We start from the raw sequence: 13,324 nt of genomic DNA, 5'->3' as shown, positions 1-13,324 counted from the left end.
ATGAACATTCAAACCGAGCATCGTCACCCAAACATCGGTCCAACGCCATACGACGAGGTCTACTACCCGGGCCATGTTTATGGGCTTACTCATCCCAACCATCTTGCTACCATGGCTGCCCTTTACGGCATGCAGCCGGCGCCGGTCGAGCGTTGTCGGGTGCTGGAGCTTGGCTGCGGCGTCGGCGGCAACCTGTTGCCGATGGCCTTTCAATACCCGAACAGCACGTTCGTCGGCGTCGACCTGAGCCGCGTGACGATCGAGCGCGGCCAGCAAAATATCGCCACATTGGGCCTCGGCAACATCAAGCTCCTGCATTGCGACATCATGAATGTCGATGCAAGCTTCGGGGAGTTCGACTACATCATCGCTCACGGCGTGTATTCCTGGGTCCCGGCGACAGTGCGCGAGAAGATGATGATGATCTTCAAACAGAACCTCGCGCCGCAGGGGGTCTGCTACGTCAGTTACAATGCGCACCCGTTCTCACATATGCGCGACATGGTCCGCGACATGATGCGGTATCACACCCGCCGCCTCACCGGCATGAAAGAAAAAGTAGGACAGGCCCGCGCAATCTTAAAGTTCTTGAGCGAGGGATCGAAAGCCAACTCGGTTCACGGCGCGGTCATGCGCGATCAGTACAACCGCGTCCTCAAGGCGCCCGACGAGCTGTTGTTTCATGACGATCTCGACGAAGGCGCCGAGGCCTTCCTGCTGCACGAGGTTGTCGAGCTTGCAGGCTCTCATGGCTTGCATTATCTAAGCGACGCCGATTTCTCGCGACGCAATCTGGCGGGCTATTCCGAGGAGGTACGCGCGACGTTGCAACGCTTCCCGGAAAGCGAGTTCATGGCACGCGATCAGTATCAGGACTTCATCGACGGTAACGGCTTTCGCCGTACCTTGCTCTGCCACGACAACGTCTCGCTCTCCCGCCAGACCGACCTCGATTTCGTCACCCGGTTCTATTTGCTGAGCACGACGAGCCCGGTTGATCCGGACGCCTGCGTAACGAACGATTCAGCGATGGAATTCGAAAATGAGGACGGTAGCAGGATCACGGTGACCAATTCGCTCTTGAAGGCAGCGCACCTATGCCTCGGCCGCGCCTGGCCTCGCGCGCTGTCATTTGACGAATTGCTCGATGGTGCCCGAGCGCTGCTTGGCGGCGGGCAGGCAGATGATGACCAAAAGGCGTTGACCGAGGCGATGTTTATCCTGGCTTGCAGCGGCGAGGTCTCGTTCCTGCTGTCGCGTCCCTTCTTGTTGACGGAAGCGACCGAGCATCCGCAGGCGAGCCTGCTGGCGCGAAAACAAGCGCAAACAGGTCCGCTCGTCACCAATCTCCTCCACCAAACCGTGCAGTTGGAGGACGACCGAACCAGGGATTTCCTGCAATTGCTCGATGGTACGCGGACCATCGACCAGATCACGGCCGAAATGACCGAGAAATTCGGCCCGACCATCCAGGTAGATCAGAAGGATCGTGCCAGGAAGCCCGCCGAGCCGCTGCTGCTATCAACGCGAGAAAGCGTTCAACGCTCGCTTGCGGTGGTCGGCAAGCTGGGCTTGCTAATCGCCTGACGCGCTCATGTGCGCCGGGCACCGTGGAAGGAGTGGCGGAAGGAACCAGAAGATCTGCTACCTCCCGAAACAGGCGTGGTGCCCATCACTCAGCCATCGTGGGTGTACTGCTGGCCGAGCAGCCATCCGGTGAGAATACCACCGGGTCCGCTGGTATAGACCGGATGAAGGCCCACACCGGCGCGCAGCATCCGCCATTCACTCTCTCCGACCCAGGGAATGCCAGGTTCACCCTTTTGGTATTGCGACAGTAACGTTTTGGCGACTTCGGCGGCATTGGCGTAGATCGGGCCGTTGGCCCAGCGCGGCCGCGGGAGGCCGGTCATGCGGCAATAGAGCGCCGTGCACACGTACGCGGACGCCTCTTCGGCATTGGCGTCGAGGCCGGTACGCAACAGATCGTAGGCTGCATGCAGGCTCTCATGGACGATATAGGCTCCGTCCATCCGCCCCGCCGCCGACACGACCTCCAGCGTGTTCGCAGCGACCGCTGTGCCGTCCGCCCTGGTTCTCGCCACATCGTTATATTGTGCGGCAACGCCAGCCGCGAGATCCGTCGGAGCCCTGACGGTGACCCGCCCCAACCGGATCGCGCGGGCGACGTGATGGAACGTTTGCGGCGCAATCGTCACGTGGCTGCCGCGGATCGGAAATCGGAAACGAATGCGTGCGACCGCCGGCCCATTGAGTATATCCAATACCCTGCCTCGCAGTGACATCTGATCATCCTCGCCGCTTAAAGTACCCCCTGCATAGTGGTCGCCGATTCCAGTTGGCGGGTTCAAACTGCATCGGTGCTGGGGCAATAGGGGTTTGACTTTTGCCGGAATTGGCATGGGGCCTTCGGCAACTTCATAGAACGAGCAGACATTGAACCCGAACCCGTTCGGGCGAGACCAATCTGAGGTGAGGATTGCCACGGAGGGCGCGCCATGACGACGACCGATCCGACGACGACCGACACTTACCGGAAGATCGCGGCGCGACTGACCATGCTGCGACCGCAGATCGATTTGAAGAATTACTTTGCCGGCGCCAACCCGAATGTGCGCCTTTATGACGAGAAGCCCTACATCCGACACCAACTCGAGAAGTATGGTGTCGCTGCCGCGACGACCACGCTCGACGGCGTCACCTTCCTGCCCAAGGACTGGGAAGAGCTGATCAAGAAGCTGCGCATTGCCAAGACGACGGACGGATTCGACGCATTCGCCGAAGGGCAAAGCCCGGAAAAGGCGTCGCATTGGGCTCTCGATCTGTCGATGGCGGCAACGATCGGCAAGGGGTTTCGGGAGATCTGGCGCCCAAAGCTGTCCGACAAGCCACTCTCAACGCGGGATCTCCCGGGCCGGCACGGCTTCGGGCTCGGACGCGACCGCGGACAATGGAGCGATGCCTACAGCTCGCAATTCGGCAAAGACCCGCAGCCCCAGGACATCACCTCGCTGCATTTCGCAGTAGCACCCGACCGGGTGAACGTGCACATCGACGAAACAGGCTTCGTGTTCGAGGGCGTGGACGGTGCCCTTACGGTCGGGCCGAACTTCATGCACCACGCCGGCAACGAGCTGTTCTGGAAGAGCAACTCACATGTGCCGCGTTGGGCGGCCGAACACATCGACTTGATATTGCCGAACAGCGCGAACGACTTTTCGCGCGTGGGCGTTTCGGTCGACATGTACCAGCGCAAAGATCTGCGCGTCACGGTCACCGGCTCCTGCGGAATTTTCGGCGGTTTCGAGTGCTCCGGAACCGTGAGCGTCAGCGGCACGCATGACCTGCTAGGCTCGAGGTCAAAAGGCCGGCGCTAAAGCGGAGATTGCTGGTTCGATTGTCCACGCCTCCAAGCTACGAATGAGGCTCCTCCCTAGCCTACCTGTTCGCGGCCCGAATGGAATGGAACCATCGAACCGCCTCAAAGTAACGGCGACCAATGAATATTGGCGGCAAGATCGGGTAGTTCTGCAGGACTCAGCAAGGGAGGTCCTTACATTGCCGAACCAGGAAAGACCCTTGAAGCCTGTCGTCGAAAGCTACGTACCGCCAGCGGGAACGCGACATGCGGTGGCGGCAGGCGAGACTTGGATATCCCTCGCCAAGCGGATCGGCATCGATCCATGGGACCTCATCGAGTTCAATTTTCCGGGCATCAAGCTCGTCAAACAGCGCGATTTCCAACAAGCCGCAAGGCAGGTGAACTGGTACCTGGCCGAGTATGTAGGCTGCCGCGCGATATCGCCCGACCGCCAGAATTTTGCGTTTTCTTCCGGTACGACCGGCGGGAAAGGTGGATGGAAAGGCGGCTTCATCTATCTACCGCCAGGTACGCCGCCTCCCCCGCCGATTGCGCCCATTCCACCGGTTGCGCCCACCCCAGTGGCCCCGATCCCACCGGCATGTGAAGGAAGCCGACCCGACTTCGCCCGCGTGCTGGACGTCAGCGAACGGGATTTCGCGCGCAACGTCTTTGGCCCGACCCTGCCGCCGTGGGAGACGATCGCGATTACCAATGGCCTGGGAGCAGGCGGAAGACCGTGGACGAACGACGGACCGTTCTTTAGAGGAAGCAATCCCATGGTGCCGAGCATGCGGTATGCCATCAATCTTGGCAATGTCGCGTTCAGTAACCTGGCATCTCCTAGCCCCACCTTCGGCCTCCTGTGCGACAACTTCGGTCGAATTTGCGACCTCTTCGTGCACGAAATGACCCATGTGTGGCAGGCGTTCAACGATTCGAACTGGACGATGGCGCGCTCTTTCTGGGCGCAGACAATCGGTGCCGGCTACCATTACACGCCCGGCGACTCCTGGGACTCATACAACGTCGAGCAACAGGCACACATCGTTGAAGATTGGCACAAATACAAAATCAGTTTGCCGATGCTTGCCGAGGAACGCTATCCGTACGTCCGGCTCGTGATCCGATCTGGACGCCTCACTTTTCCTCGCGGGCTGGATCTGGCGGCATTGAAAAAGGACCTTCAAGATCTGCGCGCAAGGCACCTGGAGTAGGTCCGTCGCAAGGGAGTGGTCGGGAGCTTACTCAAGTGATGCACCAACACGCCGATAATTCGCCGCGGTGCGGTAGCGCATTCTTCCTCTCTCCGAGAGTAGTTTTACGACTTGTCCAGCGTGCTGGTCAGCTTCATAGCGCAAGCACACGGAGAAGAATTGCGCGGCCGCCATGCGACAGGCAATCGACGTCCTGGCAGATTGTTTTCTGCGTCGCTAGCGCGCGGCGCATAGCTCGGGACATCCGCGGTCAGAATAGCCTCGGCTCGACGTACAATTTGCTCGCCCTCGCAGCCGCCGACGAAATCCAGACCGCAAAATCATCGATCGAGGTTCAAATCTACACCAACCAAACTCGACACCAGCACATTGCCCCGCATGACGAATTTCCGGTATGTTACCGGCTCAACCGGCGAGCAACGATCCGGATGATTATCCCCGGCGCGGTGAACCGGCGCGACACTATTGTGGATTAAGGTTGGGGAAAGCTATAGCAAGCTTCGCACAGTCCTTGCAGGATTCCGGTGTATACGCGGCGCAAAGCTTCATGATCGTTCCTCGGAGAGGCTTCAACCTGGTCTGCCCTCACGGGCTTTCAACGGGCCTGGGGACGAGTAAGATGCTGTCTCGTGGCCCGGAGGCGGCATGAGCCAGCGCAAGTTCATGGGACTTGTCGGCGGTGCGACAGCATCAGGGCCGGGCATTGCGCCAGCGAGCCAGCGATCAGCCAACGCAGCCGCCGAGCCCGCTTACGATGATGAGCAAGAATTCCCACTGATCATCGCGAACATCCCCGCAACCCCTCGTCAAAAGGCCTGGGCGGTGGGTGTCGCCGTCTTGCTCATCGTCCTTGCAGCGGTCATCGCGCCGTTCGCCCGGATCCAATTGGGCCAGATTAATGGTTTCGTTCCAGTGTTGCAGACCGCGTTGGCCTTGGCCGAGTTCATCACGGCAGCCCTGCTATTTGCTCAATTTTCGATCCAGCCTCAACGGGCACTTCTCGCACTGGCAAGCGGATACGTTTTCAGCGGATCATTCGCATTCTTGCAAACGCTCGCCTTTCCGAACGGATACGCTTCCGCGGGTGTCATTGGGGATGGACTGAACAGCCCCGCTTGGCTTTACGTGCTATGGCACGCAACGTTCCCCGCGGCGATTTTCGGCTACGGGTTCACGAAGGATCATACCGCCGGCGGCAAACCAGGCAAACCTGCAACAGCCGCGATCATAATAGTTGTCGGGTGCATCGGCGCCGCCGTGGCAGGACTGGCGTGGATCGTGAACGCGAAAGCCGAATGGCTTCCTAATTTCTACGTGAACGACGTCAGGCACCAGACCCCTCTCGGCAATCAGGTCAACCTGATACTTTTGCTATGGAATCTGACTGCTCTCACCGTTTTGTTTGCACGCATGCGCACCATTCTTGACCTTTGGCTGATGGTGACTTTGCTCGCCTACTTGCCGAACTTTCTGGTAGCAATCATCGGCAGCTCGGTTCGGTTCACCATCGGTTGGTACGCAGCACGCGGTTTCGTTCTCGTCGGCAGTTGCATGTTGCTGACCGTATTGCTCATCGAAACGATGTTTATCTATTCGCGCCTTGCCAGCGTCATTGCCCTGCAACGACGCGAACGAGCGAACCGGCTTCTCAGCATCGACGCGGTCACTGGCGCGATCGCCCACGAGCTAAGATCGCCATTGGGGGCCATCTCGCTCAATGCTGCGACAGGCCTCAGTCACCTGCGAGCTGCCCCCCTTGAATTGGAGGACCTCGAAAACATCCTGTCTGACATCGAAGCGGACAGCAGCCGCGCCGCTGACATCATATCGAACATTCGCGAGATGACAATCAAAACGGCGCAGGGCGGCGCTTCAGCAAACGTCGAGGATGTCGCCGAGCTTGCGCTGCGACTGTTGAGGCACGATCTCCTTGCCAATGGCGTATCAGTAATTACGGAGTTTCAGGGCAACATTCCCCCAGTCGCTCTGGGCGGCACTGAGCTTCAGCAGATTGTCCTGAACCTCTGCAAAAACGCGCTTGACGCAATGAGTTCTGTCCCCGCCGATCAACGACAGCTCCGTATGAAAACCAGCCTTGATGGTGGCGCAACGGTCCATTTGTCCGTAGAAGACTCCGGCACCGGCATCACACCCCGTCACCAAGAGCGCATCTTCGATCCGTTCTTCACGACGAAACAAGGCGGTATGGGGTTGGGGCTGGCCATCTCCTCCAACCTGGTCGGAAGGTGCGGTGGAAAGCTGAGGCTGGTCAAATCGGACGTCAGGGGCTCCGTTTTCGAGCTGGAAATGCCCGTCTCCGCCCCCGCTTCGGTGCAATGACGGTACGGGACCGTCACGACCATTCCGCCTTTCGCGCGCTCACTTCAGAGAGATCATGATTGTGCTGAGATTAGCGGCGAATTCCACCCCGGCTTTTGGTCCCTGCAGCACCATCGTGACCCCTTTGTCGTTGCGCAGCTGAGCGCCATTGATGCCGCCGATCAGGGCAGCCCCGCCACCGACCGAGCTGTATGCGCCGGCAAAATCGCTGACCTCTCGAATGCCTGAAGCCCAGCCCTCGAGCCACCCAACGGTAGCGCCGACGGTAAAACCCAAGCTTACCCCGCTGATGCGGAACGGATGATGGCGGCCGCGATAGGTCAGCACGCCGCTCCCAGCGCCACCGCCCACGAGCAGCCCCGCCTTTACGATCTTGATCCGGACCTGCGCGGATGCCTGTGCAAACGACGGGGTCGTCGGGATAAGGAGTGCGAGCAGCACGAGGCGTGCCAAACGCCAAAGAAGCCCACGCAAGATCTGCGTGCGTCGCTCAGGGTTTTACACCATCCAGCTTCTTCCAGGTCTGGTCCGGATCGAACGCGCTGATGCGGGAAACGAGGACCTTGGTCCGAGGCCCGAGATCCTTCTGGTAGACAACGCCCGCATGGTTGACCAGGAAGGTCATGACGCCGGAATTGCCGTACTCGGCCGGCCAGGCGACCAGTGCGAAACCTCCGATCATCTTGCCGTTGACGATATAGTTCAGCGCGCCGCCTGGCGTGTTCGATCCCTGCCCCTTCAGGATGCGGAAATAGTAGCCATGATAGGGCGCCGGCCCCTCCTCGGCCTTGTAGCCTTCGGCCGAAGCCTGCGCCGCCAATGCACCGAGCGGGCTCGGGTCGCTGTCGTCGCGCCAGAACAACCCGTCCTTCTTGCCTGCGCTGCTGACGATGCGCTGCGCGTACACGCCAGTACCCTCACCGCGATCCTTGTCGGCGTATTCGTTCTCGGCATCGACAAAGGCGAGACTGGTCTGGATCGCGTCGAGTTCATTGCGGCCGATGCGGCGATACAGGACCTCAATGCGGCCTTCGGCGGTATCGAATTCCCAGCCGGTCCTGGTGTTGACGAGCGGAATCGGGAACGGAAAGTCGTCCGGACCCAACATCAGCACTGCCTTCCTGTTACCTTCCGCCTTGATCGCATGCTTCGCATCATACATCGAGGTGAAGCGTTTCCGGATGTCGACGTCGGCGACCTCGTCGCCGGAGGAAACGATGTCCTCGGCAGCGCTGCCGAGGACTTTCAGGATGGCCCGGTCCGGCCCGCTTTTCACGGCGGCAGCGAGCGCCCCTGCCGCATCCTCCGGTGTCGGATAGGACTGCTGCGCAAGGGATGGCGAGCTCAGGAGCCCAAGCGCAATAATGGCCGGCAAGATGGCGAGACGAAGCGACTTCAAACCCATCATGGCGTCACCTCGCCAGGAATCCGCGCGCCGCTCTCGAGCCAGTCGCGATAGGTACGGAATTTCAGACCGAGCTTTTCGTAATAGACCCGGAGATAGCCGTCGGCTCCGCGGGTGACGGCTACCGGCTTCACGTCCTCGACTTCTTGCGCAATGACGCCGACATAGGCCTTGTCGCTGCCGATATAGCTGAAGCGGTAATAACCAAGACCGCTTGCGAGATGGCCGAGCAGAACGACGTCATGCTTCAGCGCGATATCGGAACGCCGTCCGCCGCCACCACCACCACCACGGCCTCCGCCACCCTGGAAGCCTCCGCCGCCGCCTCGGCCGGCGAAGCTCGCACCTCCGCCACCGCCACCGCGCGGTCCCATGCTCGCCATGCTCGCATGACCACGCGCCGATGCTGCGGCCGCCGAGCGGCCCGACGACACGTTCAGCACGCTTCCGCTACCACCGCGGTTCGCGGCTTTGGCGCCCCCGCCCTTGGCGCCGCCGGCTTTAGGGCCAGCACTCTTTGCGCCGGCATTCTTGGCACCACCGCCCTTGGCCGCGCGATCGCCACCGCCTTTGGCGCGATCGCCTCCCGCCTTGGCGCGATCCCCGGCGCCTTGACGGTCGCCACCTCGGTCGCCAGCGCGATCTGCCGCACGATCCCCAGCGCGATCTGCGCCACCAGGCCGATCCTGTCCCGGCTTCAAGACTTGCTGTCCGTCGCGGCCGCGGAAATCCATGCGGTCGGCGGCGCCGGCCTTCAGATTGCTATTGCCGAAGCGCTGCTGAACGTTGGCGTTGTTGTAGCGTACCCCTTGGCGATGCGACGGATTGTGCTGCCAGCCAGTTCCGATGTTGGTGGTGCGGTGATTGATATAGACGTTGCGGTTACCCCAGTTGCAGCCGCCGCCCCAATAATTGCCCCAGCGACCGATAGCCCAGGCTGTGCCGAACGCGAGACCCGCCGCGACGACGCCTGCGCCGATGTAGGACGGGTAGCCGAAGTAATATGGTGGATACTCGGTGTAGGGCCACGCGCCGTAGACCGTCGCAGGCTCGTAGTACGGCACGTACATCGTATCGGGAACCGCCGGCTCGATCACGACCACCTGCCTGCTTTCCTCGGTCTTGACGCTCACCTTCTGCTGCGTGGTGGTCAGCAGCTTCTTGTTGTCATAAGCCTTGGTCCGCAGCCGCTGGACCGCATCCATCACATCCGATTGCTGCGCGAGCACCGCGTCGCCCAGCACCTTGGTCCAGTCGAGCTTGTCGCTCATCATGGAAAGGACCTCAGCAGTCGAGGCCAGCGCCTTGATGCTGTCATCCCACGGCTGCTTCTCGACTTCAGTCTTTAGGGCATCACCCCTCAGAGTCTTGTGCTCTTTCAGCCAGCGATCGGCCTGAACGACTTCCAGAGGATAGGTGGATGCCGCCAGCACGTTGGCAAGCAACTCGTCGGGATAGAGCGCGATCGGTGCGACCAGAGCTTCGAGCTGCTCGGGCTTGAGCATTTCGGCAGCCGCCCGCGGCTGACCCGGCGTTTGGGCTTGGGCACCTGTGGCGGCCGAAGTGTCCGCAGTTTGGGCTGCCGCGGGCACGGGCGCCAAGAGCAGGACCATCGCGATCAGAGTTCTACCGCAACGAAGCATCGCGTCCTCCCTTGAACCCTCATTGGGCCAAGCATCTTGGACGATCAGTGACCTTTATTGATCAAGATCAAGGAACAAGGAGCTCTCTCGAAGTCCGCGCTATACATTCCACGGCGGCCCGACGTTTGATCCGGTCGAGATCCGGCCGCGCCGCTCAGGCGCTGGAGCCCGGGAGCGCGGACAGCAAAACCCGGCGATCATGAATCAGGCTCTGAAGGCGATGCGCCGCGACATTCAAGGTCGTGACATCGAGCGCATTTTCGTCTCCTGCCGCGGCTTTGGCCTGCTGAGCCTGGAGAACCCGGTCGATTTCGGCCTCGATATCGGACAGTTCGGCTACTGCCTCCGCCCTGCGTATCCGCACACCCAACGCATACAGCAAGTCCAGCCCCCGTTCGGCCTTCGATGGATCGCCTACCCGAAGGAATTTCCAGGCAGCCGCCAGTACCGAGATGAGGCCGCCGAAAATCATGGGCGCGAGAAAGATGATGTTTCCCCATTCGTCCAGAAAGCTCTGCTGCGTTCCGTTGTAGAATGCCGCGGCGCCGGGATGAACCGGGAGAAAGGCGTCCGAATCCGTGCTCGGCGCGGTCATTTGAGAGAGTATCGGCAATTCGCCGAGCAGGTCCCTGCGCGCCTTCATCAGCGCGTCGGCCAGGCTGCCCGCCACCTCTGCGCTGAGCTGCTTTTGCGCGACCACATAGAACGAAACCCGCAGCGTGGTAAGATCCTCGCTCGGGACAGGCGGCGAACCGCGCAACGTGCCCTTCGGGACATCGAAGCTTTCATAGGCGCGCTGCTTTTCCGCGATGGCACCAGCCGCCTCGACGGGAAGGAGGACCGGCGCGGTCTTCGGCGTCTGCAGAAAGAGACCGCGCAAGAGGGCCAGATACTTTTCGGCAAGAGGAACGACGATCAGAATCGCCCGTACCTCCTTGGCATCGAGTGCCCGCCGCGCGTCTGCCGGTTGGAGATTGCGGAATGTCACGTTGGCGCGTCCGAGGCCGTATTCGTCGCTGAGGACGTCGACGACCTTGCGATTTATCTCGCCGCCGATCACGCCGACGCTGGTGCGCTTCAGACCAGCGATTTCGGTAATGGAGGAGCCCGGCGGCGCAACCAGCAGGACAACGGCGTGGGCGAGAACCACGATAGCCTGCGCCTGCGATAGGTCGCCGACGTCGCCGCGGACGACAGCAAGCTCGACCTTTTCCGCCGCAAACTGCTCGGCAGCATCAACCGCGTTGGTCGTTTCCACCAGTCTGAGCCGGACCGGGGCGTTCACCACGGCAAGCCGGCTCGCCAACGCCGATACCAGACGCGTGGCTTCGCCATCCAGCGACCCGACCGCGATGGTCAGCGTCGTCGGGTGAGAGTACCAGCGGTAGCCGAACAGGCCCGCTCCAAGCACGAGCACAACAGCGCTGGCGACAATGAAGGAACGAAGCCAGATCGGCATTTTTGCAGGGACCATGTGGCCCTCATAGTGAATATGCGCTGGGTGGTCGGACTGGCTCATGATGCCAGACCGGCTCAACTGAGGCGCATCGCCGAACCGAAGTGCGATTCAAACCAAAGCGAAGCCGGTCAGTGCCCGCTCAGCACCAGCGTCTTGATCGGCAGCAGCAGCGCCTGAATCCGCAAGAGCATGGCGTGCACGAGGCCGACACCGTCGACAACATGCAGAGCGACGGCCCGACCCGTGCCCGTCTCCTTCGCGGATATCTCCTCGTGATTGCTGGTATAGGCATTGACGATGCAGCTGCTACCCGGCGTCACGCCTTCGAGGCCGCCCTTGTAGAGGGGCTCAAGGAAGGCCAGGATCGTGCCGGGCCGCCCGACGTTCTGCGCCTCGATCAGCTGCTCACCGCTTCGGAACTGGCCGGCTGCGATGTAATCCTGAACACTGGTGACGACCATGGGAATGATCACCCACGGCTTCGAGATGCAGGTTGCTTCCGCCACCATGCCGACCTTCATCACCTGTGCCTCGATCTGACCAAAGCCGGCCTGCAAGGCGCGCCGGCCGGCGCCGTCCGGAACCAGCACGCCGGCCGGCCGCATCAGCTGATTGACGACATCACCGGTGCGGACCAGGAATTGCTCCACGCGGCCATCGACGCCGGCGCGAACGAAGGTCTTGTCCAGATCGACCTGCGCTTCGGCCAACGCCGCCTGGGCGCTCGCTTTTTCAGCCGGCAACAGGGTTGAAAGCCGCAACGTCGCCGACGTCTTGGACGCAGTGGCCGAGTCCACACCAGCCTGCCGCTGGCTGACCACGACCTGTAATTTCTCGATATCGCGTTGCGGGACGATGCCGGGGTTGCGGCGCTGCAATTCCGTCTTCACGTCCAACTCGTCCTTGGCCTGCTGAAGGCTGGCCTTGGCTTCCTGGATCTGCGCTTCGGCCTTGACCACGTCGTTTTCCGCGCTTGTCATCGCGGCATCGACCTCAGCGATCTTGCGAGTGGCCGTCTCCAAAGCCGCCTTTTGCTTCGAACTGTCCAGCCTGAAAAGTACGTCGCCTTTCTTCACTGCCTCGCTGTAGCCGACATTGACTTCCGCGACGCGGCCCGAACCCTCGGGCAGGATCGGCACCGTGCGGAAATAGAGCGTGGCCGAGGTCGTCGACGGATGAAAGTAGAAGATCATCGTGATCAGAGAAATCGTGAGCATCAGGCAGCCGGTGATGCCCCATCGCAATTCGTACCAAATGGAAAAGAACGTGATCTCTTTGCCGAAACGTTTGCCTTGGGCATAGCGGCGGTAGAGGTAGTCCGGCAGGATGGTCAGAAGAGAGCAGAACATGAGCTCAAACATGGCTGTGTTCCTTCCCCTTGACGATCGGCTTCTCGACCGGCGGCAGGATTGGCAGTTCGGGCTCGCGGCCCTCACCGGGCGCCGCGTCAGCGATTCTCTCGACCGAGCCTGCGATGCTCCGCAGCGGCGTGCCGAAATCCGGTAGGTCGATCATCGCGAGCAGAAGACCGGCCACCCAGAAAATGTGCATGTGCGTAAAGAGCGAGATGATGCCCAGCACGGCCACGATCTCGAACTGCAGCTTCTGCGACTTGTGCGCCATTCGTTCGGGGAGGCTGTGCAGCTTCCAATAGAGCGTACCGACCCAGAGCACGCTGCCGATCAGGAAGATCCCCATCACCACCATCAGCACGTCCGTGCCGCTTCCCGGCGCGAGATAGAACGGCAGATGATGCGGGGCCAACGGGTGAATTTGCTCGGTCAACGGTAGCTCTCCACCAAAAGGAATGAGGGCAGTACGCGCTCTAGACAACGACCGTGGCAACGCAGGCGAGAAATTGATTGATATGAATCAAAG

Annotated in this window: 12 protein-coding genes; 5 read left to right on the top strand and 7 right to left on the bottom strand. The window is 61.0% G+C overall.

What is annotated here, in order from left to right:
• Positions 1–1,587 carry a class I SAM-dependent methyltransferase gene (locus IVB13_RS32605; protein ID WP_247443754.1) on the top strand — a complete coding sequence of 529 codons (1,587 nt, stop codon included), beginning with the start codon at positions 1–3 and terminating at the stop codon, positions 1,585–1,587.
• A gap of 89 nt (positions 1,588–1,676) precedes the next feature.
• Here IVB13_RS32605 and IVB13_RS32600 read toward each other — a convergent pair whose 3' ends face one another.
• Complete coding sequence (locus tag IVB13_RS32600; RefSeq protein ID WP_247443663.1) at positions 1,677–2,507, bottom strand: hypothetical protein; 831 nt, start codon at positions 2,505–2,507, stop codon at positions 1,677–1,679.
• Between the two features lie 12 nt (positions 2,508–2,519).
• Here IVB13_RS32600 and IVB13_RS32595 point away from each other — a divergent pair, with 12 nt between their 5' ends.
• The 4 genes from IVB13_RS32595 to IVB13_RS32580 all read left to right on the top strand — a co-directional run bounded on the left by IVB13_RS32595 (position 2,520) and on the right by IVB13_RS32580 (position 6,939).
• Complete coding sequence (locus IVB13_RS32595; protein ID WP_162496436.1) at positions 2,520–3,398, top strand: hypothetical protein; 879 nt, start codon at positions 2,520–2,522, stop codon at positions 3,396–3,398.
• A gap of 202 nt (positions 3,399–3,600) precedes the next feature.
• Entirely contained in the window at positions 3,601–4,599 is a 999-nt protein-coding gene (locus IVB13_RS32590; protein ID WP_247491323.1) for a hypothetical protein, read from the top strand.
• A 278-nt stretch (positions 4,600–4,877) separates the two neighbouring features.
• Positions 4,878–5,075, top strand: coding sequence for a hypothetical protein (locus IVB13_RS32585; RefSeq protein WP_247362306.1), 198 nt, complete (start codon positions 4,878–4,880; stop codon positions 5,073–5,075).
• Between the two features lie 169 nt (positions 5,076–5,244).
• The gene (locus IVB13_RS32580) at positions 5,245–6,939 is read left to right on the top strand and encodes an MASE4 domain-containing protein (protein WP_247362303.1); all 1,695 of its coding nucleotides are present in this window, start codon (positions 5,245–5,247) and stop codon (positions 6,937–6,939) included.
• 39 nt (positions 6,940–6,978) lie between these two features.
• On the opposite strand, the gene IVB13_RS32575 is transcribed toward IVB13_RS32580, so the two are convergent.
• From IVB13_RS32575 to IVB13_RS32550, 6 genes are all read right to left on the bottom strand, one after another.
• Positions 6,979–7,380: a hypothetical protein gene (locus IVB13_RS32575; RefSeq protein ID WP_247362300.1), complete on the bottom strand. Its 402-nt coding sequence runs from the start codon at positions 7,378–7,380 to the stop codon at positions 6,979–6,981.
• 49 nt (positions 7,381–7,429) lie between these two features.
• Positions 7,430–8,347: a DUF2950 domain-containing protein gene (locus IVB13_RS32570; protein WP_247362297.1), complete on the bottom strand. Its 918-nt coding sequence runs from the start codon at positions 8,345–8,347 to the stop codon at positions 7,430–7,432.
• On the bottom strand, positions 8,344–9,987 hold the full coding sequence (locus IVB13_RS32565; protein WP_247491322.1) for a DUF3300 domain-containing protein: 1,644 nt from the start codon (positions 9,985–9,987) through the stop codon (positions 8,344–8,346). The genes IVB13_RS32570 and IVB13_RS32565 overlap by 4 nt, the downstream gene beginning before the upstream one ends.
• Before the next feature lie 154 nt (positions 9,988–10,141).
• On the bottom strand, positions 10,142–11,461 hold the full coding sequence (locus IVB13_RS32560) for a TAXI family TRAP transporter solute-binding subunit (RefSeq protein WP_247443757.1): 1,320 nt from the start codon (positions 11,459–11,461) through the stop codon (positions 10,142–10,144).
• A gap of 113 nt (positions 11,462–11,574) precedes the next feature.
• Positions 11,575–12,807 (bottom strand): biotin/lipoyl-binding protein, encoded by a 1,233-nt coding sequence (locus IVB13_RS32555; protein ID WP_247491321.1) that lies wholly within the window; start codon positions 12,805–12,807, stop codon positions 11,575–11,577.
• Complete coding sequence (locus IVB13_RS32550) at positions 12,800–13,231, bottom strand: hypothetical protein (RefSeq protein ID WP_231190719.1); 432 nt, start codon at positions 13,229–13,231, stop codon at positions 12,800–12,802. Before IVB13_RS32550 ends, IVB13_RS32555 begins: the two co-directional genes overlap by 8 nt.
• Positions 13,232–13,324: the final 93 nt, after the last annotated feature.

Source organism: Bradyrhizobium sp. 17, from assembly GCF_023073515.1.
In the GTDB taxonomy this organism is placed as follows: domain Bacteria; phylum Pseudomonadota; class Alphaproteobacteria; order Rhizobiales; family Xanthobacteraceae; genus Bradyrhizobium; species Bradyrhizobium canariense_D.
This window is presented reverse-complemented; position numbering and strand designations above follow the sequence as displayed.